Genomic DNA, 22,560 nt, shown 5'->3' with positions numbered 1-22,560 from the left:
TCGGTATTAACCGATACCCCCCCCCCCCCCCCGCCCCCAAAAAAATCATACATCATATCTTCCACAAAGCATCCCCTTTACCTTAAGGATGCAAATTTGCTTAATTTATCTTCATTTGTAACCTTCCGCCTCTTAATGTGTTGCTGCGGCGGAATAGTTGCTAAGATACAAATCTTCTAATTTTTTTATTGGGACAAATGCTTATTATAATCGACATTATTTCCGGCTGCACATAATTGTTTTGACATTGCATCATTTTCATCACTGCTAATGTCTGGTTTCGATGGACTTAAATAACAGAAGCGGCCGTATTGCCCAGTTTTCTGTGGGTTAGCCGTGCGATAAGCTAAAAGCCAACACAACGGCTTACAATGCATTACAAGGGTTAATTCAGGTTACCATATTCATGCTTCTCTGTATTACATTTCAGTCGAATCTTCTATTCCGCAAATGCCATTGACACAATAGTCCTTCTCTCATAAGACACGGACAAAAGAATCTGCGATATGCCGTTTTTATCTGCGATCTCTTTTATTCTTCCATACAGAGAAACAAATAGAATACCATTTGAGTCTGTCAAGATTTCTATCTCTTGAAAGCTTCGTATACCCTCAAATGTATGTAAACTTTTGTATACTGCTTCCTTTAATGAAAACCTCTTAGCAAAAGCAATATACTGATTTTCCTGTTTCAGAACTTCTTCAATTTCCTTTTCTGTAAACTGTCTTATGAATCCCCGCATTTGACTATCTACCATTGGCTCTACTCTTCCAGTTTCAAGAATATCAATTCCTATACCCTTCATGCCAAATTAACTATCATCATATCTACATACATATTAATCTATTGCTTATTGTATTTTAAATACCAAAAAAGGCCCCGGGAGCATTCATCTCCCAGGGCCAAGGCATCTATTTCTCACGCCCTGAAAAACACCCATTTCCAGGCCGTGATTCCACTCAACTTTCCTTCAGGAACCACCACATCCTGTGGTCTTTTTCATCATATCCTCTCAAATACCACAACCGGCTTCTAAACTGCCGCAGCTTAATGCCGGTGCATAGAAAACGCATCCATGGGATACTTTTTCAGATTCTCCAGCACATTCCTCTCCTCAGCTGAACCAATCAGCTGATCCCTGGCTTTCTTGGCTTCTACCTCGGTTTTGTGTCTGCTGGGACCGCCTACGCAGCCTCCCACACAGGCCATTCCCTCGATAAAGTCCTCGGGAAGCCGTCCTACCTTTAAGAGCAGCAGGGCTTTCTTGCACTCTGCAGCGCCGTTGCATCGGTTTACCTTGATATCTGTGTTTTCATCCATCTCCTTCAGGCACTGAAGCACGGCTGCGGTAACGCCTCCGCCATTGCCAAAGCGCTTGCCGAATACGGAGCTCTCCTGATAGTCGTTCTCCGCCGGCTGAAGTTCCACGCCCTTGGCGCGCATCATGGCGCGGATCTCGCCAAAGGTCATGGCATAGTCTGCATTTCCCTTAACATTAAGGTCCAGGCTCTCACTCTTCTTTGCAATACACGGTCCGATAAACACAGTGATGGACTCCGGATCCTGGCTCTTGATCATTCTGGAAACCGCACACATGGGGGAAACCGTTGTGGACATATTCTCCAAAAGCATGGGGAAATGCTGCTTGATCATGTTCACAAATGCAGGACAGCAGGAGGTGGTCATCTTTTTGCCTTCCTTGTGTGCCTCAGCCCACTCCTCGGCCTCGTAAGCAGCTGTCATATCGCCGCCCAGTCCCACTTCCACCATATCCGCAAAGCCAAGCTGTTTTAAGGCGATCCTCCAGCTGGCCATGGTCACATCCGGGCCAAACTGGCCTTCCGTGGCAGGCGCCACCATGGCCACGACCCTCTTGCCGGCCTTGATCAGGCGGATGACATCCACCATAAACGTCTTGGAGCCAATGGCGCCAAAGGGGCAGCTGTGGATACAGGCGCCGCACTGGATGCATTTCTTCTCATCGATCACACAGATGCCGTACTCATCATAAGTGATGGCATCCACGGGGCAGATCTTCTTACAGGGGCGCTCCAGATGTGCGATTGCATTATAGGGGCATGCCTGTGAACACTTTCCGCATTCCTTACACTTTGTCGGTTCAATGTAAGCGCGCTCCCGCCCCATGCTGATGGCACCGAAATTACAGGAATTCTGACAGGCCTTTCCCATACACTTGCGGCAGTTGTCCGTCACTATGTAGGAAGCAATGGGACACTCCTCACAGGCTGCGTTGATGACCTGCACCACATTGGAAGTGTCCTTTCCTGCCGGACATTTCCCCTCTGCAAGGCGTACCCTCTGCTTGATGATCTCCCTCTCCTTATAAATACAGCAGCGGTAGGTTGCCTGGGGTCCGGGAATCATGGTATAGGGAATCTCCCCGCGTTTTTCCTCAAGATTCCCTTCCCATGCAGCCTTGGCCACTTCGTACAGAACATCATGCTTCAAGCGCAGGATCGTTGCATCATTGGTTACCATTCTCTTTTCCTCCTCGTTATGAGCACTTAGAGACCGTATTTGGGTTTCTTACGTGCGATACATGTCATCTCCACTTGGTGAGGTCCTAAACGAACCTAGTGGAGTGGCTCGTTATGAGCACTTAGAGACCGTATCTGGTTCTCTAAGTGCAGTGAAATACACCTCTATATCCATTCCATCCATGATTGTTAATAATATATCAACAACTGAAAATCTACTATATTTATGCGGAAAAAGCAAGTATTTAATGAGATACAAAGTTAATAATATGTAACGACTACTTTTTTACCCATCTCTTCGATCACACGTCCCAGCTGTTCCACAAGGTTCTGGCGGATACCCAGATCAAAGGGAAGGCCCGGGTTCTGATAGGCGCTGTTGATCGCTTTTCCAACATATAAATGCACTTCCGTACAGTCCTCGATCAGCACTTTGGCTACCATGGAACCGCCGTTGGGCTTATCCAGCTCCTGGAAGAATTCCTCGGACACGGTTTCATTCTTCACATACCTGCGCAGCAGCTGCAACACCCTGTTCAGGGTCAGTACACCCTCTGTCACCAGGTCCACGCCGTCCATATAGGCAATAGGCGGGATCTCCGGATCCACATAATCCAGGGAAACATCCAGCTTTTTCCCCAATACCCTGGACACAATCGTGGCGCTGGTTCCGCCGCACACAATGGTCTTGGCATTGGGATCATCCAGGAATTCATGGACCATGCGTACATCATCCTCCGGGTTGCGGGCAGGTCCGGTCATAAGGTGCACCGGCTTGCTGTCAATGATCCGCATGCATGCAACCGTGGTATCATCCCCCGGCCTGAACTGATAAAGCTCATCACAGGCCCTGCTGATGGATGCGGCCAGACGCATGGCTGACACGGTCATGGCATACTGGCGCACCGCATAGTCCGCAATGTCCTGCCACAGCCATCCAAAGTTTAGAAGTTCTCCCACTCCCGCATGGATAGTACCATCGCTCATAAGGATCAGGGCATCTCCCTTTTGGACCTTAAACCTGTACTCATTGATCTCCTTGCCCTGGATGACGCGGACATTCTTAGGAATCTTCATGAGCTTGCCGTCACGTATGAAAATACATCCCGGATTGTCATACTCCACCAGATAAGCATCGCCGTTGTGGTATACCTGCAGGATGCTGAAGGTGGAATATGCCACCTGCCGCACCTGGCAGATGGGCAGTGTCTCACTGATGGTGTCCACGCACTCTTCCAGGGTAGCGCCGTTTAAGAACATGGTTCCCAGTATCTTGGACGTCAGGGTGGAAAGGATATTGGCCTTGACGCCGCTTCCCATGCCGTCAGCCAGAATCATGATGTTGGAATCCGCGGTCTGCAGCAGTTCCACCTTGTCCCCGCAGAGGATCTCGGTGTATTTATTCAGGCTTTTATAAGCAACATCCACTGTAATTCCCATTATCTACCTCCGCTGCCGCCTGGTTTTTTCAAATCAGAACTGCTCAGATGGACATACCCCGTCTTTTTGCCTGCGGGAGCAGCGCTTCCTATATGGACATACCCTTTGGAGGCTTTCTCCTTAGGTGCCGCCCCGCTGCTGACGCCGGCTTCAGAGGCATTTCGGGCATCAGCTGCTGCAGGCGTCCCGGACGGTGTCCCGGATGTTGTACCGGACATTGTCCCGGATGTTGCACTGCCTGGGCTGGTACTTCCCGCGCCTGCACCGCCTCCCAGGTTTCCGGGTGTCATGACCCCGCTCAAAGGCACTGCGCCGCTTCCCAGCTGCACATTGGGGATATCCCGGTCCTCCTCACCCCCTGCATATCCTGCATCCGCCCCATCCTCCAACAAGGAATGGCACAGCTTGGTCAGGGTGGTCTTTGTCTCAGCCGTTGTCTCGCCTAAAAGTCCGGCGATCTCCTGGGCCACCATCATCTGCTTGTGGATGATCTTCTGAGCCAGGTCAATGGTCTCCAGCTTTTTCTCGTATTCTTCCTGAGCCAGTTCTTCCTCCCTTGTAATGTCGATAAAGGTGGCCAGAACTGCATTTTCCTTCTCTATGTATACAATATTCTGAAGGGTGGACAGCTTGTACTCAGGATAATTCACCCTCTTGCCGTGAATGTTCTGGTGTGTGTCAAATACCCACTGGAAATTCACTGGGTCGATGAGTTCGTACAGGTACATCTGCAGTGCCTCAGACCTGGTCTTTCCAAAATACTTCTCCCCCACATCCGAATATTCCAGAATGCGCATATCATCCCCCACGATCAGCACAATGTTAGGGGAGGTCTCCATTACCAGGTTGGACATGGACTCCGCCTTCTCATGCATGAATGGAATACACATGCTCACCTCTGCCTTGTGCTGGAATACGGCGATCGCCTTCTCCCTGCAGGTAGGATAACCGCAGGCGCCGCAGTTCAGTTCGTCCTCGGGTTTTAACTTGTTGGTCATGCGCAGGATCTCACGTATCTGGTCTTCGGTAGGCTGCGGATCCTTTGGCGCGTGGTCCTCAAACCGCTTGCCAAAGTTTACGTTCTCCCACACAGGCTGCATCCGGCTGGCCTCTGCCGGCTCCCTGCCTATGGTCTCCTCCATATCCAGCTTTACCTTGAATCTGGAAATAAATTCATCATTCACAGTCGGCCCCTTGATACAGCCGCCGGAGCACATATTCATCTCAATAAAACAGCCCTTGATCTCACCCCGGGACATGCTCTTGCACAGATCAATACAGTTGGCCACTCCATGGACATAAAATTTCCTGTAGCCATCGCTCTCCTCCTCGGTGGCCAATACGGAGTTCACCACGCCGTTGGTCACGGGATAAAGGCGGTTGACCCTTGGGTCAAATGCTGTAAAGGGCTGGTCCTCACAATCCTCAATGACTATGTCCTCTTCCTCCAGCCACTTGTTGATATCATTGAAATTAAGCACCGCATCGATATAGGTGTCATGCCTTGGATCCCTGGATTCTTTTTTCTTTGCAATACACGGTCCCAGGAACACCACCTTCACATTCCGGCCCAGCTCCTCCTTCAGAAGCTTGCCATGGGCGATCATGGGCGATACCACGGGAGCCATGTAAGGCACAAGCTGAGGATAATATATCTCGATCAGGTCATTGACGCTTGGGCAGCAGGTGGTTATGATATTGTCCATCCTGTGCTCTTTCAAAAGCTTTGCGTATTCCGCTGTCACGAATGCGGCCCCCTCTGAAGTCTCCCTTACATCCTCAAAGCCAAGGCGCATAAGCGCCCCCCTCACCTGGCCGATCGTCTTATATTTTAAAAGTCCCATGTAAGCCGGTGCAATGGACACCACTACCCGCATGCCTTCCCTTATAAATCCCTTCACCATATCCAGATCGCTTCGCAGCGTTTTGGCTGACTGGGGACAGATCTTCAGACAATGTCCGCAAAGGATACATTTGTCCGACATGATCACCGCCCGTTCGTCCTTGACCTGGATGGCTTTAACTTCGCAATAACGGACACACTTATAGCAGTGTTTGCACTTTGTGGCTTTGAAATCTATGATTTCCATGCCCATAATCAAAGTCTCCCCTTAATCTCATTTTCAAAGAATTCTTCTGTGTCTTCCGGTCTCAGGGAATACAGCTCGCCTTCCACCGTCACGCATACCCCATGGTCACAATTGCCTGTGCAAAACGCACCGTTTAAGTCTACCTTGTCGGACAGTCCGTTCTCATCCACCAGTTTCTGAAGCTTGGCGATAATCTCACGGGACCCCTTTAAATGACAGGCACTTCCAATACAAATCGTTACTTTCATCCTTATTCCTCCACTATCTGCGTGTATTATGGGCTCACCCCAAACCATGCCTCCATTATCTCATATTGTGATATTTATATCAATAATATTTCTCAAATATTTTATAGAAAACAAGGGCTTGTTGTGCTATAGTAAAGGATATTTATGAGAGGAGCGAATGTATTATGAAAAAGTCGATTTTGTTACTGATCACAGCCGTTATGGGTGCATCTCTGGCCCTTGGAGGATGCAGCGGCGCCTCCGGTTCATCCCCTTCCGCAACAGCCGGCCAGACGCAGACGGAGGCCCCGGCCTCCACGGAGATTTCCTCCCAGTCTGCCGAGGAATCAGCCGCAGCCGAAGAAGGATCCACGGCCGAGAGCGCATCCGGCCAGGAGGATCCGGAACTTACCTGCCAGGCCGGCGTCCGTGTGGGCTCCCTGAAGGGACCGACCTCCATGGGTCTGGTATCCCTGATGGACAAGGCCTCCAAGGGAGAAACTGCCAATGTCTACGAGTTTACCATGGCCGGCAAGGCGGATGAACTGGTGGGCAAGATTGCAAACGGAGACCTGGACATTGCCCTGGTCCCGGCCAATGTGGCAAGCGTCCTTTACAACAAGACCCAGGGAAATGTAACGGTCCTGGACATCAATACCCTGGGCGTGCTGTACGTGGTGGCATCCGATGATTCCATCACCTCCATGGCCGACTTAAAGGGCAGGAGCATTTACATGACAGGAAAGGGCACCACCCCCGAGTATGTAATGAATTACCTGTTAAAGGGAAATGGACTTTCAACCTCTGATGTGGACCTTCAGTTCAAGTCCGAGGCCACTGAGGTGGCATCTCTCCTGAAAGAAGATTCAAGCGCCATCGGCGTCCTTCCGCAGCCATTTGCCACTGCGGCCTGCATCCAGAACCCGGATCTAAAGACAGTTCTGGACCTGACAGAGCAGTGGAACCTGCTAAACAAGGATACCGGCAGCATGCTGGTCACCGGCGTCACTCTGGTTCGCAGCGATTTTCTCAGGGAGAACCAGGCGCCTGTAGCTGAATTCCTGGAGGAGCATGCCCAGTCTGCCCTCTTTGCCACAGAGCATGCAGAGGAGGCCGCTGAACTGATCGCGGCACAGGGCATTGTTGAAAAGGCCCCCATTGCCCAAAAGGCCCTTCCCTATTGCAACATTGTGTGCCTCACCGGTCAGGAGATGAAGGATGCCCTAAGCGGCTATTTATCCACCCTGATGGAACAGGATCCCAAGTCCATTGGCGGACAGCTGCCAGGAGATGACTTTTATTACATGCCATAATACGGCATTCCGGAGACACGGTTCATGAAGCAGAATACCCGATTAAGAAAATATCTCATATGGCTGTTCTGGATTGCAGTATGGCAGGCCGCCAATATGCTGATACACAATAACATCATATTTGTAGGACCCATGGACATGATCCTGGCCCTTATGGAGCTTGTCCGGGACAGCTCTTTCTGGGCCTCCATCTTTAATTCCTTTGCCAGGATCAGCATTGGATTCCTGGGCGCATTTGTCCTGGGGATCCTTCTGGGAAGCCTGGCCTATGTGTCCGGCCTGGTAAAGGAACTGCTGGAGCCCATCATGCTGTTAATCAAATCCGTGCCTGTGGCCTCCTTTGTCATTCTTGCTCTGATCTGGATCGGCTCCCATAACCTGTCCGTGTTCACTTCCTTTCTGGTGGTAGTACCCATGATCTATGTGAGTACACTCTCGGGCCTGGAACACACGGACCGGAAGCTGCTGGAGATGGCCAGGGTCTTTTCCATGCCCCTGTACAAGCAGGTGCGGTATATCTACATTCCCGGTCTTCTTCCTTACCTGATCAGCGGATGCAGGACCGCCCTTGGCATGAGCTGGAAATCCGGCGTGGCCGCGGAGGTGATCGGTATCCCGGAAGGCTCCATCGGCGAACAGCTCTATTACTCCAAGCTTTATCTGGACACTGCAGGGCTGTTTGCCTGGACCTTTGTGATCATCATTGTCAGCGCACTGTTTGAGCACCTGTTCCTGTATCTGTTAAAGAAAGTACGGCATTAAAGGAAAATGCGCGACAAGGAGGCAACAAATGAAGATCGAACTAAAGCATATAGCAAAATCCTTCAACGGGCTGCCTGTTCTCCGGGACATCAATCTGACCTTCAGGGACGGCGGCTGTTACTGCCTTATGAGCCCCTCCGGTTCAGGCAAGACCACCCTGCTGCGCATCCTCATGGGACTGGAACAGCCGGATGAGGGAACACTGGAGGTTGACATTGAACCAGCCGCCGTATCCGCCGTATTCCAGGAGGACAGGCTGTGTGAGTCTTTCTCGCCCGTGGAAAATGTGACCATGTGCACAGGCCGTTCCATGAAAGCATCCCGCGTAAGATGGGAGATGGCCAAACTGCTTCCCGAGGAATGCCTAAGCCGCCCGGTATCCACTTTAAGCGGCGGTATGAAGCGGCGGGTGGCAGTTCTCAGGGCTTTGCTCACCCCTTCCCATGTCCTGCTGATGGATGAACCCTTTACCGGAATGGATGAGGATTTAAAGCGCAGCGTCATCGCCTATATCAGGGAAAAGCAGAATGGCCGTATCCTGATACTGTCTACCCACCAGGAGGAGGATGTGGAGCTGATCGGCGGGGAACTGGTACGGCTGGCGTAGGAACAGTGCAGGTAGCGGATACCTGCACTGTTTTTGTGTTCAATGGATTTCTTTCAGCAAATCTACTGCTGGCAGGGATTGGACTGCATATCAAATTCAGGGTTAAATGCATAGAAATTCCTGCTGTCCAGCTTATCCTGGGTAATCCTCAGACATTCACCAAACCGCTGGTAATGGACCACTTCCCTGGCCCTGAGGAACTTAATGGGTTCACAGACATCATAATCCTTCACAACGCGCAGGATGTTGTCATAGGTACTTCTGGCCTTCTGCTCAGCTGCCATATCCTCGTGGAGATCCGTGATCACATCGCCCTTGGACTGGAATTCGCACGCATTAAAGGGGATACCGCCTGCTGCCTGGGGCCAGATACCCGTGGCATGGTCAATGTAGTAAGGGCCAAAGCCCTGTTCTACCAGCTGGTCTGCCGTCAGGTTCCTGGTAAGCTGATGGACAATGGTTGCAACAATCTCAAGGTGGGCCAGCTCTTCCGTTCCAATATCGGTGAGGGCTGCCTTGCACTCCTTGTAAGGCATGGTGTAGCGCTGGGACAGGTAACGCATGGACGCGCCCATCTCGCCGTCAGGGCCGCCGTACTGGCTCATTATAAACTGCGCCATCTGAGCATTGGGTTCTTTGATATTAACAGGGAACTCCAGTCTTTTTTCATATATCCACATATCAGCACCCTCCTTCCCATGGCCATGGATCATTGACCCAGGACCAGTACGCAGTATCATTGTTAGCGGATGCGGTCAGCGGCCCGAACTGTGCTTCAAAGGCATCTGCCGCACTCCGGTATGCCTGTGCCATCTGATTATAATAATCAATGGCTGCAGCATCACAGGGGTGGGTGTCTAAATAGAGGTTTGCATCAACCACGGCAAAACCAGCCTCATCTACCTGACGCAGCATGGCTTCACGGGAAGTTCCAAAATCAAAGTTTGTCATCTGCTGCACCTCCCGTAGTTAAATTGAAGATCCAGGTCAGGGAAAATCGTTCCCTGTACCAGCCCCCTCTCCGGGGCGTAGGTGGTCTGCCACTGCTGCCATGGCACATATGCCATTGCAACCGGGAACTGCTGTTCCAGACAGCCCGGCTCTGTAGAAACACATACCATCTGATTCATATTAGGATATGTCTGATCCATATCCGGATATGTTTGATCCATATATGAATATGAAGGTACGGTGTTGTTGTCGCTGACGGCCCAGGGTACTGTATTCATATCCGGATAATCCGGCTGCCAGTAAGAGCCGCTGTCATTTTGGCTGGAAGTGTTACAGGACACATGTCTGCAGCCGCACCCGCAGCACTGTCCGCTTACATCTGTATAGGAATCCATAGGATGGATACTCCTTCCAATATCTTTTCTTTTATTATAGTTTATGACACAGCCAACAGCCCGTGACAGAAAAGTCATGAAAGAAAAACAGTAACACTTTGTCTGCGCGTCCCATATGATATAGTACAAACCAATAAAAAAGGAGAGTGCGATATATGTGTTGCTTTAGATTTGGATGTGGATGTGGTTGTAGATGTAATCGTTGTTGTTTTGGCTGCGGCGGTTTTGGCTGCGGATGCGGCAACAATAGCTGCGGCAATAATAACTGCGGCAATAATAGCTGTGGTTGTGGAAACAGCGGATGTGGATGCGGCAATAACAGCAATAGCTGCGGATGCCGTGACATCTGTGCAGGCGCCAGGCGCCAGGCATACCGCGAAGGCTTCCGCAACGGATACTGGCAGGGCTTTAATGATGCCAGCTGGGGCAGGCCAGGCGGCTTTCCTCAGCCCCGGGCTGCGGAAGCAGAATCCGATGGCTGCGGCTGCGGAAATTAAATTATTAATATAGATCAGGCAGGACCCCAATGGGCCCTGCCTTTTTCTTTTCCACCATTGACAACCTGTATTTTCCTGTTATATAGTGTTTACATGCTAACAAACAGGAGGGACCAGCCATGAACAACCCGCAGGAACTGGAACAGATTCGAGAATTTTTTGCAAAGGACCGATTTGCCACGGACAATGGGGCCACAATCGAGGAAGTGGATGACGGATATGCAAAATGTTCGTTGGAAATACAACCCCACCACCTGAATGCAGCCAATACTGTCATGGGCGGAGCCATCTTCACCCTGGCAGATTTTGCCTTTGCAGTTGCATCCAACTGGAATAAACCGCTTCATGTATCCACCACCTCACAGATCACATACCTGGGAGTTGCCAGAGGCAGCCGCCTCATTGCCCAGGCACACAGGGTAAAGGAAGGCCGCAGCACCTGTTACTACCTGGTGGAGGTGACCGATGACCTGGGAAATGCGGTAGCCCATGTCACTGCCAGCGGATTCTCCAAGGGATAGGGAACGCGCCAGGTGCACATACAAAGGATAACTATACAAAGGCCAGCTATACAAAGGCCAGGCACCGCGCAAAGGGCCGGGTATCAAAACCCCGGCCCTTTTTGTATATCCGTTTACCAGCACATCTCCTCATTGCTATAGAGTACCAGCCCGCCATCTGTAATGGCCTTTGCGGCTGTCTCACCATCGGAGGCTTTTACGATCATAGCCCTTCTGTTGGCAGAAGCCAGCGCGTACATATACTCGATATTAAGTCCCTGGCCGCACAGGGTGTGGGTCATCTTGTGAAGCTCACCCACATGGTCCTCCAACTTCACGGCCAGAACATCTGTCAGCATGGCGGAAAAACCTTTCTCCCTCAGACCGTTCCTGGCCTTTTCCGGATCGGATACGATCATTCTCAGCATACCATATTCCGTGGTGTCAGCCATGCTCAACGACAGGATATTAATGTTCTCCTCCTTCAGCACTTCTGTTACCTGCTCCAGCCTTCCCTCACGGTTTTCGATGAATACAGACAATTGCTTTACAAACATAAATGTACCTGCCTTTCCTAAATCAGTGTCCTTTTATCAATCACATGTTTTGTCTTGCCCATGCTGCGCTCAATGCTCTTTGGCTCCACCAGCTTCACCTTCACTGCCAGGCCGATGGCCTCCTGGATCACGTGTGCGATCTTTCCTGTCAGATTCTCCAACTCACGGATCTCATCGGAGAAGAATCTCTCCTCCACCTCCACCTGCACCTCCAGGGTATCCAGGTTGTTGATCCTGTCCACAATGAGAAGGTAATGGGGGGTGGTCCCTCCCATTTCCAAGAGAGCCGACTCGATCTGGGATGGGAATACATTGACGCCGCGGATGATCAGCATGTCATCCGTTCTTCCTGTGAACCGTGCGATCCTGGCCGTGGTCCTGCCGCATTCACAGGGACCGTGCTCCAGGCTGGTCAGATCCTTTGTGCGGTAACGGATCAGAGGCAGTCCCTCCTTGGTAAGCGTGGAGATAACCAGCTCGCCTTCCATACCGTCCCGCAATGGCTTTAATGTGTGCTGGTCCACGATCTCGGGAAGGAAATGATCCTCATGGATGTGGAGTCCCGTGTGGTACTGGCAGTCCGTTGCCACGCCCGGCCCCATGATCTCGCTGAGGCCATAGATATCGTGGGCATGGATTCCCAGCTGACGCTCGATCTGGGCCCTCATCTTATCGGTCCATGGCTCCGCACCATTGATGGATGCCTTCAGCTTGATCTGATCCCTTACCCCCATCTCCTCAATGGTCTCCGCTATATGCAACAGGTAGGAGGGGGTGCACATGATGCCTGTCACTCCGAAATCCACCATCATGGTAACCAGCTTCTTTGTATTTCCAGTGGACATGGGAACCACAGTGGCCCCCATCTCCTCCGCCCCGTAATGGGCTCCCAGGCCGCCGGTGAACAGACCGTATCCGTATGCCACCTGGATGGTGTCATCCCGGCCCAGGCCCGCCATGGTGATACACCTTGCCACACATTCGCTCCAGACATCGATGTCCTTGCGGGTATAGCCCACCACAGTTGCCTTTCCCGTGGTGCCGCTGGATGCATGGATACGGGTGATCTGTGAATTGGGCACTGCAAACATACCGAATGGGTATGTATCCCTCAAATCGTCCTTTGTGGTAAACGGCAGTTTGTCCAGGTCCTCGATCCCCTTGATATCACCTGGCTCCAGACCCACTGCCTGCATTTTCTTCCTGTAATATTCCACATTGTGGTATACCTTATCCACCAGCTTTGCCAGCCTTGCGCTCTGCAGGTTTGTCATCTCATCCCTGCTCATACATTCCTTTGTCTCATTCCATATCATCTGACTGTAAACCCTCCGTATCTATAAAAGTCCTTCTTACAGTGAAAGCGCGTATCCGATCTCAAATGCCTGCTTATTCACCTCTATGGTCTTAGGCGGAACCGTTGTTTCGATCACGCTCAGCCAGTCCTGTTTTTCAAAGCCCATGTGCCTGGCCGCCGCCCCCAGCACTATGATGTTAAATGCCTTGGGAGCCCCCAGCTTCTTGGCCTCGGCCGTGGCTTCCACCACAATGGTCTTGCGCATCTCTTTTAAAGTATCAAGCACATTCTCGGGATAGGATGCCACTCCTGTAACCACTGTGATCGGGTCAATACGCCAGTCATTGACAATGACCACCCCGTCCTTTTTAAGGAAATGCAGATACCGCAGTGCCTCCAGACGTTCAAATGCAATGAGCACATCCGCCTGTCCTTCCTCCACAATGGGTTCGCTTACCTTTTCCCCATAGCGGACAAAGGTGACCACGCTTCCGCCTCTCTGGGCCATGCCGTGGACTTCGGACAGCTTTACATCATATCCCGCGCCTGTTGCAAGCTTTCCAAGGATACGGCTGGTCAGAAGGGTTCCCTGTCCGCCCACGCCTACGATCATAATATTCTTACAAGTCATCTTATTCACCCACCTTTATCTGCTCAATGGCATCGAATTTACACAGCTGCATGCACAGGCCGCAGCCATTGCACATGGTCTCGTCAATGGATATCAGTCCGTCCTCATTCTTTGTAAGGGCAGGGCATCCGGGCCTCAGACAGGCGCCGCACTTTTTACATTTATCCGGAACCGGTCTGCATTTGTTGGGGAACTTGATCCCTTTAAGCAGGGCACATGGAGCTTTTGTGATGATAACGGAAACAGCCTCCCTGGCCACCTCCTCTTTGATCACCTTCTCCAGCTCTGCCTGGTCAAATGCATCCACCTCGATCACATGCTCAATTCCCAGGGATTTACACAGGCCGAAAATGTTGATGGCCGGCACTACCTGCCCCTTTAATGTCTTACCCGTTGCTGCATGCTCCTGGTGTCCTGTCATGCCGGTGGTGGAGTTATCAAGGATGATGACGGTCCCCGTGGCCTGGTTATACACCATGTTCATCAGGGAATTGATACCTGTGTGCATAAAGGTGGAATCTCCGATAACAGCCACCCAGTTATGGATGTAATCCTTTCCCTTGGCCTTCTCCATTCCGTGAAGGGTGCTGATGCTGGCTCCCATACAGATGGTGGTGTCTATTACGCTTAAGGGTGCAACCGCGCCCAGTGTATAGCAGCCGATATCTCCTGCCGCATGGATCTTTAATTTGTTCAGCACAGTATACACACTTCTGTGCGGACATCCGGGACAGAGAATGGGAGGCCTTGCAGGTACTTGGGCAGCCTTATCCATTTCCGGAGTCTGTCCTAATACCCGTTCACGAATAAGGTTGGCGCTGTATTCGCCCTGTACCGTGAATATTTCCTTGCCCACTGCCTTGGTGATCCCCCATGCCTTTACCTGTTCTTCCACCACCGGCTCCAGCTCTTCAAATATGTAAAGCTTATCCACCTTTGACGCGAATTCCTCGATCAGTTTTCTTGGAAGAGGATTGACAAGGCCCAGCTTTAATACGGATGCTTCCGGCATGGCCTCCTTCACGTACTGGTAGGCAATGCCGTTTGTGATAAATCCCACGGACAGGTCGTTGTATTCCACCCGGTTGATGGGAAGTTCGTTGGCGTCCAGGGCCAGCTGCTTCATGCGGGCTTCCACCACCAGATGGCGTTTGATGGCATTTCCCGGCATCATCACGTATTTGGCAACATCCCTTTCATATGGAATGTCAAACAGCTCAGCCCGCTCCTCCAGTTCCACCACACCCTGTGAGTGGGATAATCTGGTGGTACTTCTTAAGAGGACCGGGGTATCGTATTTTTCGCTCAGATCATAGGCATATTTCATGAATTCCTTGGCCTCTGCGCTGTCGGAGGGTTCCACCACAGGAACCATGGCTGCCCTTGCAACCATACGGCTGTCCTGCTCATTCTGGGAACTGTACATGCCTGGGTCATCCGCGACCACAAGCACCATTCCGCCTCTCACACCAGTGTAGGCCGCGGTATAAAGGGGGTCTGCCGCCACATTCATTCCCACATGCTTCATCACGCACATGGAGCGCACCCCTGCAATGGATGCTCCGATGGCAACCTCGGTGGCCACCTTCTCATTGGGCGCCCACTCCGCATAGATTTCATCATACTGAACAAGGGCCTCGCTTACCTCTGTACTGGGTGTGCCAGGATATGCGGCTGAGACCTTTACGCCCGCCTCATATGCGCCTCTTGCAATGGCTTCATTGCCAAGTAATATTTTTTTCTCGGACACGTTTATCTTCCTTCCTTTGCTATCATATAGTTTATCTGGGAGTCCCAGAGTATTAAACCTCGTTTTTTCCAACCCTTAAGTCAGTCACCCGCTTTGCTTTTCCTTCAAACCGCTGCAGGGTGTTGGGGGAAACAAGCTGTATCTTTGCATCCAGGCCAAGCATCATGCGCATCTTCTCCCTGAGGCTCTGGTCCAGTTTTTCCAGGGCGGCGTAGGAGTCCATCATGCTCTCCGCCTCCACTTCCACCTTAATGGTGAGAAGGTCTGAATGGTTCTTCCTGTCCACCAGGATCTCATAGTTGGGCCCAATCCCATCCGTGTTGATCAGCACTTCCTCAATCTGGCTTGGGAATACATTGACGCCGCGGATCTTCAGCATATCGTCCGTGCGGCCTGACAGGTTCTCCATCCTTGCAGTGGTGCGGCCGCATGGGCATGGCTCATACATCAGCCTTGTGATATCCCTTGTGCGGTAGCGGATCAGGGGCAGCGCCTCCTTTGTAATGCAGGTAATGACCAGTTCGCCCTTTTCCCCTGCCGGAAGCACCTGACCTGTCTTGGGGTCTATGACCTCGGCGATAAAATGGTCCTCGTTGATATGCATTCCGTTCAGCTCAAGACATTCCCCTGAGACGCCAGGCCCCATAAGCTCACTCATGCCGTAATTCTGGGTCAGGTTCACATCCTCTCCCCATACCTTGTAAAGCTCGTTCCTCATGGCCTCCGTCATCAGCTCACTGCCCAGCACAAGGCTCTTTACCTTCAGATCCTTTTTGGGATCCAGGCCCATCTCCAGTGCCACCTCCGCAATCCTCATGGCATAGGAAGGGGTTGCCACCAGAAGGGTGGTTTCAAAATCCTTCATATACATGAGCTGCTTCTGGGTGTTGCCCGTGGATGAAGGGACAATGGCTGCTCCCACCTTTTCCAGGCCGTTGTGGAGGCCCAGGGCTCCGGTAAACATACCGTATCCAAAACAGATCTGTGCCACATCCTCATCAGTGGCGCCGCCTGCCACAGCAATACGGGCCACACATTCCCTCCACACATCCAGGTCATTCTGGGTATATCCCACAACCGTGGGTTTTCCCGTGGTCCCGCTGGATGCATGGATCCTGAGCAGTTCCTTTCGCGGGACCGCAAACAGTCCGTACGGATAATTATCCCTCATATCCTGTTTGATCGTAAATGGAAGTTTCTGCAGGTCCTTCAGGGTCTGTATGTCATCCGGCTGAATGCCGGCTGCTTCCATCTTAGCCCGGTACGCGGGCACTTTTTCATAGGCCCGTTTCACCGTATCCTTTAAGCGGGTTAACTGAACGGATTCAATCTCCGCTCTGGACATCGTTTCTTCTTTTGCCCATATCATCGTTCGTCTGACCTCCTTTTCCCCGCCTGCCTTTTCTGTCACACTTTGACGTGTCAACGAATTGGCGCAGCGTAATGTCTGGCGACATTATACCATCTTTTTATAAGTTTGTCTGCTGTTTTCATGCAAATTTCATGTCAACTTTGGCAGATGAGGTCAGACGGATTTATTTTTTGCACAATTATTTCCATTTGTTACATGACGCAGCCGCCTTGTATTTCCCTTCCATGTGTGCTATGATTTTGTTAGCCCACTCTAACCGTTCACATATTATCCCCAAGGAGTGATACACATGCAAGAACCTGATAACAAAACTTATTGGCAGAAAGTCTCAAAACTATATGCCCCGTTTATGAAAAGCAACTCCGGTCTTTACAAGGATATCTGCCTGCGCATCAGGCCGTACCTTTCAAAAGATATGAATGTGCTGGAACTGGCATGCGGCACCGGGCAGCTGTCCTATCCCCTTTCACGCCAGGTCCGGCTGTGGGAAGCCACCGACTTCTCAGAGGCCATGATCGCCCAGGCAAAAAAACATAACCGTTCCTCCCGCCTGCATTTTTCCGTGCTGGACGCAACGTCCCTGCCCTATGCGCCGGGAACATTCGACGCAGTAGTCATTTCCAACGCCCTCCACATCATGCCCTGTCCCCAGCAGGCCCTGGCTGAGATCAGGCGGGTGTTAAAGCCCGGCGGCCTGCTCTTTTGCCCCACCTTTGTACACGGGGAATATACAGGTTCCCGGATTCGGATGAAGCTTATGGAAAAGACCGGATTTCGTACCTATCACCAGTGGACCCAGTCCCAGTTTCTGAAATTCCTTGCCGATCATGGATTTTCAGTTGCGGAATACCGCACCCTTGACAGCGGCCGGATCCCTCTGTGCTTTGTTGTCGCCAAATAGGAAAAACCGATGGTCCGGAACTGGTACACTTTCCGGATCATCGGTTTTTTTACATTCTTCACATATGGCTGATCCTTCCTATACAAAAGCGCCTTCCTGGCTGCGCAGCTTTACCACGGCTGACAGATCCGGCTTTTTCTGCTCCCCGCCGTCCTGCTCCAGACACTTCTTGGAGCGCTCCTTTACAGTCTCACACTTCTGATAGAAATACTTGATAATATCCTTTCTGGTAATGATCCCGATAAAGCACTTCTGATCATCCAGAACCGGCACAAAGTTCTGGTTCAGGGCCTTACCGATCAAATCCTCCATATCTGCATCTGCCTTCACCGGACGGTTGTCACACCGGCGGCGGATTGCGGTCACAGGTATTCTCTCCGCCCCCTTAAGGTCCAGATTAAACTGATTCTTGATCCCCCATAACAGGTCCCCCTCTGTCAGCGTGCCCACATACCTGCCGGTCCTGCTGACAATTGGTACAGCGGAATACTTATGGTGTTCCATCTTCTCCAAAGCCTGTCTCAACGTATCATCTTCACTTATATACGCCACGTCACTTTTAGGAGTCAGGAAAAATAATATATTCATATTTTCACTCCTTCTTCCTGTATTCTCCTATTAGTATAGAATGTGGCTCTGAACCGAATGTGAACAAATTATTATAAAAATCTGAAATTTCTTAAGAAGTTAGACTTTTATAAAATCAACTTTTCCCTTAATATATAAGTAGACTATTTATGGCCGTCATTTTCAGGGCCAAAGAAGAGGTAAATATGATAACAGGATCTGCTGCAACCAATTTTATACCGTCCGTCTCAGCGCCGGTCAACCGCATTATTCCCTCCTCCCTGGTGGACGGGCCGGGCAACCGTGTGGCCATCTTTCTTCAGGGCTGCGGATTTGCCTGCAAATACTGTCACAACCCGGAGACCATCCATCTCTGCTGCCACTGCGGCACGTGTGTGGGCGTCTGTCCCACCCATGCCCTGACAGCGGAGGAGGGAACCGTCAGCTGGGATTCCGCCCTGTGCTGCGGCTGCGACCAATGCATCCAGGCATGCCCCCACAGTTCCAGCCCCAAGACCAGGTACATGACGCCCAACCAGGTACTGGAGGAAATAAAAAAGCCCCTTGCATTTGCAAGAGGGATCACCACTTCCGGAGGGGAATGTACCCTGCACAGCCATTTCCTGGCGCAGCTCTTCGCCAAAGTCCATGAACTGGGAAAGTCCGCATTCATAGACACCAACGGACAGGTCCCACTCAGGGACCTGCCGTGGCTGATGGAGGAGACGGACAAGGCCATGCTGGATATTAAGTCCATGGACGAAAAGGAGCACCGTATGCTCACAGGCAGTTCCATGGACCTGGTGTTAGATAACCTGGATTATCTGTTGGAGGAGGATAAGCTTTTTGAGATCAGGACCGTGGTGATACCCGGATATTTGGATAACGCACACACAGTGGACGCTGCCAGCCGGATCATTGCCCGGGTCCCCTCCGTCCGCTATAAGCTGATCCGCTTCCGCAACTGGGGCGTCCGGGGAGAGCTGGCGGACCAAGTATCTCCCTCCATGGACCTGATGGAAACACTGGCCTGCATCGCCCGCTCCAACGGGGTGGAGGATATTGTGATCATTTAAGTTGCAAACAGGAGATATGAATAAAACCGGCTGGTTTCCCGGCCGGTTTTCTGCTCGCATCCATTTTTATCCACAGGCAATTTATTCCATATAACTCAGGGGATCGACCGCCTTGTCCTGGTGCTTCATCTCAAAGAATACATTGACGCCTTCTACGGAATAATACTTGGTAGGCTCCGATACATAGCCCAGGGTCTGTCCCTCTTTCAGGTATTCTCCCTCTGCCACGCATACTTCCTTAAGCTGTCCGCAGGTTGCTGTGTATTCGTTGCCCAGATCCATAACCACATAATTTCCGATCTCCTCGTTGGAGCCAACTTCCAGGATCCTGGCATTGGCAGGTGCGGCCACCGGTGTGCTTACATCGGACTGGATGATGATTCCAGGGTTGCACTTATACTGGTCGAGGGTGGGGAAATAGATGGTCTGGTCCATGCTGTAGTCCAGAAGCACATTGCCCCTTACAGGCCACTGCATTTTGCTGGCGTCCGTAAAGTTAAGCACAAGAGCGTCCGCCGCGTCTTTTCCTGCTCCTGCCTCTGCTGCCAGGTCATTGCCCTGGTTTTCGTTCTTTGCCACGGCTGCCTGAGTAGGAGCCGGGGTAACCTTTTGTGTGTCTTTTACTGCCTCGGAAGCGCCTGCTACCTGAGGTGTCTCCGGAGCTGTTTCCTGGGCAATCATTTCTGGCTGCGGCATTTCAAGGTATGGATTTGTCTCAGTACCTTTTCCTCTTTGTACGGTAATGACACCTGCTGCGGCTACAATAGTCAGCAGGCCTAACACTAGCATGACAAGAAATAACTTATCCTTGAGCATCTGGTTTACTTTCTCTTTCACGTTTATCACCTCGGTACTATTCTTACCAAACCAAAGCGACTTATTCAGAAATGAAAGTAATATTTTTATAAAAATAACCCAGGATTTCTTCCGCCTTCCACCCCGCCTTTGCCTTCTCATTGGCAGTGGCCTGGCTCAGTCCATAACCATGTCCGATCCCCTTTGCCACCGCCCTTATGCCATCCTCATAGGACTCCATGGTAAAGCAGGCGGACTTAAGCCCCAGGGCATATTGTATCTCCTCCCCGGAGTAACCTGCATTTCCTATCTGGACCTGGTCCACATAGCCGGATTCATCCCTGGAAACAATCTGTACCGTACCCGGGACCTGGGAAATATCCACCTGGCGCGTTCCTGTCTCCCCCTCCGGAATACCATTGATTGCGGACACAAAATCCTCCTTTGAAAATACGGCGATCTGCATGTATCCCTCCGCCTCCACATCCCCTGGACAATCCACCGGTTCCAGATAGGGGTGGGTGAAATCCCCTTTTCTTGTCATCCCCGCCGTGGCACGGCAGAACATGGGGTCTATGCATCTGTTTTCGTAGGTCATCACCACACCGGATGTGGCCTTTACCGCATCTTCCAGTTTTTTATAATACTGGGGAAAACGGCTGGATCCCCACAAGCTTTTCAGCTGCTCCGACTCCACATAATCCATGTCCAGGGCTGACTCGGCAATCTCATTTTCCTCCCCTGCGGCCTCCATCTGACGGCAGATATAGGTGCGGGCAATAATGGCCTGGGCTTTTAGTGCCTCCGGTTCATATTCCACCGGCATCTGTCTGGCGATCACACCGGGCAGGTATTCCTCCATGTCCATATAATAGGAGCCATTGCTTCTGTCAAGGAGTATCCTGCGCCTGCCGGACACCTCCTTCTGCTGCTCATACCGCAGCTCCTCCCCCCTGATGGTGCCTGTCCATGCAAGGGTTCCCACATAGGGCACCATAAGTCCTGTGACGGCTGCCCAGATAATGCGTTTGTTCACACGATCACCTCCCTCCTGTACCGGACGATCTGCCCTGCAGCGTGTTTTAAAACCCGCCTTGGGACACGTTTGAAATGCCTCTATCATCAATATATGTCCTGTCCTCCCGCCCTATGTGTCGCCTTTTCTGCAATCCAAAAATATCGCCGCACCGGCCTGGGCCAATGGGCGATATTTAGAAAATTATATGGTTTTAACCCGCTTACAGGCGGACACGCGGGCTGCTGAAGATACAGCGTTCACAAAAGCTCACCCCAGATATGCCTGGATCAGCCTGAAGGTGTTCTCCACCCCGTCCCGGTGGCTTCTCTCATAACCGTGGGATGCGTAAACACCGGGGCCGATCAGGGCGTGGCGGATATCGTGGCCTGCTTTTAATGTGGTTTCCACATCAGAACCGTAATGGGGGTATACGTCCACCGCATATCCGATCCCCTTTCCCTTGGCCAGTTCTATAAGCCTGCAAACGATCTCGTAATTGTACGGACCCCCGCTGTCCTTGGCACAGATGGACACCTGATGTTCCGTACACTGGAGCCCTTCACCCACACATCCCATATCCACGGACCAGGCCTCGGTAACGCCCTCCGGCACCGGGGATGAACCTCCGTGCCCCACCTCCTCATATATGGTGAAATGAACGTAAACCTTGCGTTCAGGAGTCACGGATTCCTCCTTCAAATATCTGGCATATCCCATGAGGATCGCGGCTGAGAGCTTGTCATCCAGAAAACGGCTTTTAATGTAACCGGATGCAGTCACCCTTGTCCTGGGCTCAAAGCACACATAATCCCCCGGCATGATACCAAGGGCAGCCGCCTCCTCCCTGGAACTTACCTTTTCATCAATAAGGATTTCCACCGTATCCCAGGTACGTGTGGTCTGTTCATACTCCCCGTTCACATGGACCGAGGCGTTGACCAGCTGGCAGGTACCCTCGTAAATACCATTGGACTTTGTGATGATCCTTACATTCTCAGCCTCCCCGTTGGCCGGCTTCATGCCGCCTATATTGGTCAGCTGAAGCCTTCCGTTCTCCTTGATCCTGGCCACCATGGCCCCCAGCGTATCACAGTGGGCCTCTAACAGGACCGCATTCTCCGGATCCCTTCCTCCCAGGTCCGCAAGGACGCCGCCCTTTACCGTAGGCCATGCAGTGATCCCCAAGGCCTCGCATTCCTTTAACAGATATTCCCTTACCTCCCTGCCGTAGCCGGAAGGGCTGTCAATGGCAAGCAGCTTCTGCGCCTGCTCCATTATGTACTCCACATATTTTCCAGAATCTGTCATCTCATTTC

24 protein-coding genes are annotated in these 22,560 nt (G+C 51.5%); 7 read left to right on the top strand and 17 right to left on the bottom strand.

Going from position 1 to position 22,560, the window contains the following annotated elements; all coding sequences use genetic code 11:
• Positions 1-439 precede the first annotated feature (439 nt).
• From CLFS41_RS06630 to CLFS41_RS06610, 5 genes are all read right to left on the bottom strand, one after another.
• Positions 440-805 (bottom strand): holo-ACP synthase, encoded by a 366-nt coding sequence (locus tag CLFS41_RS06630; protein ID WP_007863145.1) that lies wholly within the window; start codon positions 803-805, stop codon positions 440-442.
• 242 nt (positions 806-1,047) lie between these two features.
• The gene (locus tag CLFS41_RS06625) at positions 1,048-2,499 is read right to left on the bottom strand and encodes a 4Fe-4S dicluster domain-containing protein (protein ID WP_007863166.1); all 1,452 of its coding nucleotides are present in this window, start codon (positions 2,497-2,499) and stop codon (positions 1,048-1,050) included.
• A 260-nt stretch (positions 2,500-2,759) separates the two neighbouring features.
• A complete protein-coding gene (locus CLFS41_RS06620) occupies positions 2,760-3,938 on the bottom strand; it encodes a SpoIIE family protein phosphatase (protein ID WP_007863167.1) in 1,179 nt (392 codons plus the stop codon).
• Complete coding sequence (locus CLFS41_RS06615) at positions 3,938-6,034, bottom strand: [Fe-Fe] hydrogenase large subunit C-terminal domain-containing protein (RefSeq protein ID WP_007863168.1); 2,097 nt, start codon at positions 6,032-6,034, stop codon at positions 3,938-3,940. The genes CLFS41_RS06620 and CLFS41_RS06615 overlap by 1 nt, the downstream gene beginning before the upstream one ends.
• 2 nt (positions 6,035-6,036) lie before the next feature.
• Positions 6,037-6,276 (bottom strand): NAD(P)H-dependent oxidoreductase subunit E, encoded by a 240-nt coding sequence (locus CLFS41_RS06610; RefSeq protein WP_007863169.1) that lies wholly within the window; start codon positions 6,274-6,276, stop codon positions 6,037-6,039.
• A 164-nt stretch (positions 6,277-6,440) separates the two neighbouring features.
• On the opposite strand from CLFS41_RS06610, the gene CLFS41_RS06605 reads away from it, so the two are divergent.
• Genes CLFS41_RS06605 through CLFS41_RS06595 form a run of 3 tightly spaced genes read left to right on the top strand, consistent with a single transcriptional unit; the run spans position 6,441 to position 8,937 of the window.
• A complete protein-coding gene (locus CLFS41_RS06605; RefSeq protein WP_045091809.1) occupies positions 6,441-7,568 on the top strand; it encodes a PhnD/SsuA/transferrin family substrate-binding protein in 1,128 nt (375 codons plus the stop codon).
• 24 nt (positions 7,569-7,592) lie between these two features.
• A complete protein-coding gene (locus tag CLFS41_RS06600) occupies positions 7,593-8,330 on the top strand; it encodes an ABC transporter permease subunit (protein WP_045091808.1) in 738 nt (245 codons plus the stop codon).
• Positions 8,331-8,358: 28 nt separating this feature from the next.
• On the top strand, positions 8,359-8,937 hold the full coding sequence (locus CLFS41_RS06595) for an ATP-binding cassette domain-containing protein (RefSeq protein ID WP_045091807.1): 579 nt from the start codon (positions 8,359-8,361) through the stop codon (positions 8,935-8,937).
• 62 nt (positions 8,938-8,999) lie between these two features.
• Here CLFS41_RS06595 and CLFS41_RS06590 read toward each other — a convergent pair whose 3' ends face one another.
• Genes CLFS41_RS06590 through CLFS41_RS06580 form a run of 3 tightly spaced genes read right to left on the bottom strand, consistent with a single transcriptional unit; the run spans position 9,000 to position 10,283 of the window.
• Positions 9,000-9,617, bottom strand: coding sequence for a manganese catalase family protein (locus tag CLFS41_RS06590; protein WP_007863177.1), 618 nt, complete (start codon positions 9,615-9,617; stop codon positions 9,000-9,002).
• Between the two features lies 1 nt (position 9,618).
• Entirely contained in the window at positions 9,619-9,888 is a 270-nt protein-coding gene (locus CLFS41_RS06585) for a spore coat protein CotJB (RefSeq protein ID WP_007863179.1), read from the bottom strand.
• A complete protein-coding gene (locus tag CLFS41_RS06580) occupies positions 9,885-10,283 on the bottom strand; it encodes a spore coat associated protein CotJA (RefSeq protein WP_007863185.1) in 399 nt (132 codons plus the stop codon). The genes CLFS41_RS06585 and CLFS41_RS06580 overlap by 4 nt, the downstream gene beginning before the upstream one ends.
• Positions 10,284-10,466: 183 nt before the next feature.
• Here CLFS41_RS06580 and CLFS41_RS06575 point away from each other — a divergent pair, with 183 nt between their 5' ends.
• Positions 10,467-10,793 (top strand): hypothetical protein, encoded by a 327-nt coding sequence (locus tag CLFS41_RS06575; protein WP_147329430.1) that lies wholly within the window; start codon positions 10,467-10,469, stop codon positions 10,791-10,793.
• A gap of 106 nt (positions 10,794-10,899) precedes the next feature.
• Positions 10,900-11,301 (top strand): PaaI family thioesterase, encoded by a 402-nt coding sequence (locus CLFS41_RS06570; RefSeq protein ID WP_007863187.1) that lies wholly within the window; start codon positions 10,900-10,902, stop codon positions 11,299-11,301.
• Between the two features lie 113 nt (positions 11,302-11,414).
• On the opposite strand, the gene CLFS41_RS06565 is transcribed toward CLFS41_RS06570, so the two are convergent.
• The 5 genes from CLFS41_RS06565 to CLFS41_RS06545 are packed head-to-tail and all read right to left on the bottom strand — an operon-like array spanning position 11,415 to position 16,884.
• Positions 11,415-11,837, bottom strand: a complete 423-nt coding sequence (locus tag CLFS41_RS06565) for a hypothetical protein (protein WP_007863189.1) — start codon at positions 11,835-11,837, stop codon at positions 11,415-11,417.
• Positions 11,838-11,854: 17 nt separating this feature from the next.
• Positions 11,855-13,153 (bottom strand): phenylacetate--CoA ligase, encoded by a 1,299-nt coding sequence (locus CLFS41_RS06560; protein ID WP_007863191.1) that lies wholly within the window; start codon positions 13,151-13,153, stop codon positions 11,855-11,857.
• A gap of 36 nt (positions 13,154-13,189) precedes the next feature.
• Positions 13,190-13,765 carry an indolepyruvate oxidoreductase subunit beta gene (locus CLFS41_RS06555; RefSeq protein WP_007863193.1) on the bottom strand — a complete coding sequence of 192 codons (576 nt, stop codon included), beginning with the start codon at positions 13,763-13,765 and terminating at the stop codon, positions 13,190-13,192.
• 1 nt (position 13,766) lies between these two features.
• Positions 13,767-15,515 (bottom strand): indolepyruvate ferredoxin oxidoreductase subunit alpha, encoded by a 1,749-nt coding sequence (gene iorA, locus CLFS41_RS06550; RefSeq protein WP_045091806.1) that lies wholly within the window; start codon positions 15,513-15,515, stop codon positions 13,767-13,769.
• A 52-nt stretch (positions 15,516-15,567) separates the two neighbouring features.
• Positions 15,568-16,884 (bottom strand): phenylacetate--CoA ligase, encoded by a 1,317-nt coding sequence (locus CLFS41_RS06545; protein WP_007863196.1) that lies wholly within the window; start codon positions 16,882-16,884, stop codon positions 15,568-15,570.
• 292 nt (positions 16,885-17,176) lie between these two features.
• Between CLFS41_RS06545 and CLFS41_RS06540 the strand changes: the two genes are divergently transcribed.
• Entirely contained in the window at positions 17,177-17,788 is a 612-nt protein-coding gene (locus CLFS41_RS06540) for a class I SAM-dependent methyltransferase (RefSeq protein WP_007863199.1), read from the top strand.
• A gap of 78 nt (positions 17,789-17,866) precedes the next feature.
• On the opposite strand, the gene CLFS41_RS06535 is transcribed toward CLFS41_RS06540, so the two are convergent.
• Positions 17,867-18,376, bottom strand: coding sequence for a CBS domain-containing protein (locus tag CLFS41_RS06535; protein ID WP_007863201.1), 510 nt, complete (start codon positions 18,374-18,376; stop codon positions 17,867-17,869).
• Positions 18,377-18,561: 185 nt separating this feature from the next.
• Between CLFS41_RS06535 and CLFS41_RS06530 the strand changes: the two genes are divergently transcribed.
• Positions 18,562-19,431, top strand: coding sequence for a YjjW family glycine radical enzyme activase (locus tag CLFS41_RS06530; protein WP_045091824.1), 870 nt, complete (start codon positions 18,562-18,564; stop codon positions 19,429-19,431).
• Between the two features lie 81 nt (positions 19,432-19,512).
• Here the strand turns inward: CLFS41_RS06530 and CLFS41_RS06525 are convergent, their stop codons facing one another.
• The 3 genes from CLFS41_RS06525 to CLFS41_RS06515 form a co-directional block, all read right to left on the bottom strand.
• Entirely contained in the window at positions 19,513-20,268 is a 756-nt protein-coding gene (locus CLFS41_RS06525; RefSeq protein ID WP_007863204.1) for a M23 family metallopeptidase, read from the bottom strand.
• Positions 20,269-20,308: 40 nt separating this feature from the next.
• Entirely contained in the window at positions 20,309-21,262 is a 954-nt protein-coding gene (locus CLFS41_RS06520) for a SpoIID/LytB domain-containing protein (RefSeq protein WP_040416517.1), read from the bottom strand.
• A 249-nt stretch (positions 21,263-21,511) separates the two neighbouring features.
• Positions 21,512-22,552: a M42 family metallopeptidase gene (locus CLFS41_RS06515; RefSeq protein WP_007863210.1), complete on the bottom strand. Its 1,041-nt coding sequence runs from the start codon at positions 22,550-22,552 to the stop codon at positions 21,512-21,514.
• Positions 22,553-22,560: the final 8 nt, after the last annotated feature.

The organism is Clostridium sp. FS41, from assembly GCF_000954015.1.
GTDB lineage: Bacteria > Bacillota > Clostridia > Lachnospirales > Lachnospiraceae > Enterocloster > Enterocloster citroniae.
This window is presented reverse-complemented; position numbering and strand designations above follow the sequence as displayed.

What these genes read in the sequence shown, in the direction of transcription:
- CLFS41_RS06560 (WP_007863191.1), bottom strand. Translation starts at nt 13,153, where the DNA reads ATGATATGGAATGAGACAAAGGAATGTATGAGCAGGGATGAGATGACA.
- CLFS41_RS06610 (WP_007863169.1), bottom strand. Translation starts at nt 6,276, where the DNA reads ATGAAAGTAACGATTTGTATTGGAAGTGCCTGTCATTTAAAGGGGTCC.
- CLFS41_RS06615 (WP_007863168.1), bottom strand. Translation starts at nt 6,034, where the DNA reads ATGGGCATGGAAATCATAGATTTCAAAGCCACAAAGTGCAAACACTGC.
- CLFS41_RS06620 (WP_007863167.1), bottom strand. Translation starts at nt 3,938, where the DNA reads ATGGGAATTACAGTGGATGTTGCTTATAAAAGCCTGAATAAATACACC.
- CLFS41_RS06630 (WP_007863145.1), bottom strand. Translation starts at nt 805, where the DNA reads ATGAAGGGTATAGGAATTGATATTCTTGAAACTGGAAGAGTAGAGCCA.
- CLFS41_RS06540 (WP_007863199.1), top strand. Translation starts at nt 17,177, where the DNA reads ATGCAAGAACCTGATAACAAAACTTATTGGCAGAAAGTCTCAAAACTA.
- CLFS41_RS06565 (WP_007863189.1), bottom strand. Translation starts at nt 11,837, where the DNA reads ATGTTTGTAAAGCAATTGTCTGTATTCATCGAAAACCGTGAGGGAAGG.
- CLFS41_RS06515 (WP_007863210.1), bottom strand. Translation starts at nt 22,552, where the DNA reads ATGACAGATTCTGGAAAATATGTGGAGTACATAATGGAGCAGGCGCAG.
- CLFS41_RS06530 (WP_045091824.1), top strand. Translation starts at nt 18,562, where the DNA reads ATGATAACAGGATCTGCTGCAACCAATTTTATACCGTCCGTCTCAGCG.
- CLFS41_RS06535 (WP_007863201.1), bottom strand. Translation starts at nt 18,376, where the DNA reads ATGAATATATTATTTTTCCTGACTCCTAAAAGTGACGTGGCGTATATA.
- CLFS41_RS06590 (WP_007863177.1), bottom strand. Translation starts at nt 9,617, where the DNA reads ATGTGGATATATGAAAAAAGACTGGAGTTCCCTGTTAATATCAAAGAA.
- CLFS41_RS06570 (WP_007863187.1), top strand. Translation starts at nt 10,900, where the DNA reads ATGAACAACCCGCAGGAACTGGAACAGATTCGAGAATTTTTTGCAAAG.
- CLFS41_RS06585 (WP_007863179.1), bottom strand. Translation starts at nt 9,888, where the DNA reads ATGACAAACTTTGATTTTGGAACTTCCCGTGAAGCCATGCTGCGTCAG.
- CLFS41_RS06580 (WP_007863185.1), bottom strand. Translation starts at nt 10,283, where the DNA reads ATGGATTCCTATACAGATGTAAGCGGACAGTGCTGCGGGTGCGGCTGC.
- CLFS41_RS06605 (WP_045091809.1), top strand. Translation starts at nt 6,441, where the DNA reads ATGAAAAAGTCGATTTTGTTACTGATCACAGCCGTTATGGGTGCATCT.
- CLFS41_RS06595 (WP_045091807.1), top strand. Translation starts at nt 8,359, where the DNA reads ATGAAGATCGAACTAAAGCATATAGCAAAATCCTTCAACGGGCTGCCT.
- CLFS41_RS06545 (WP_007863196.1), bottom strand. Translation starts at nt 16,884, where the DNA reads ATGATATGGGCAAAAGAAGAAACGATGTCCAGAGCGGAGATTGAATCC.
- CLFS41_RS06625 (WP_007863166.1), bottom strand. Translation starts at nt 2,499, where the DNA reads ATGGTAACCAATGATGCAACGATCCTGCGCTTGAAGCATGATGTTCTG.
- CLFS41_RS06600 (WP_045091808.1), top strand. Translation starts at nt 7,593, where the DNA reads ATGAAGCAGAATACCCGATTAAGAAAATATCTCATATGGCTGTTCTGG.
- CLFS41_RS06555 (WP_007863193.1), bottom strand. Translation starts at nt 13,765, where the DNA reads ATGACTTGTAAGAATATTATGATCGTAGGCGTGGGCGGACAGGGAACC.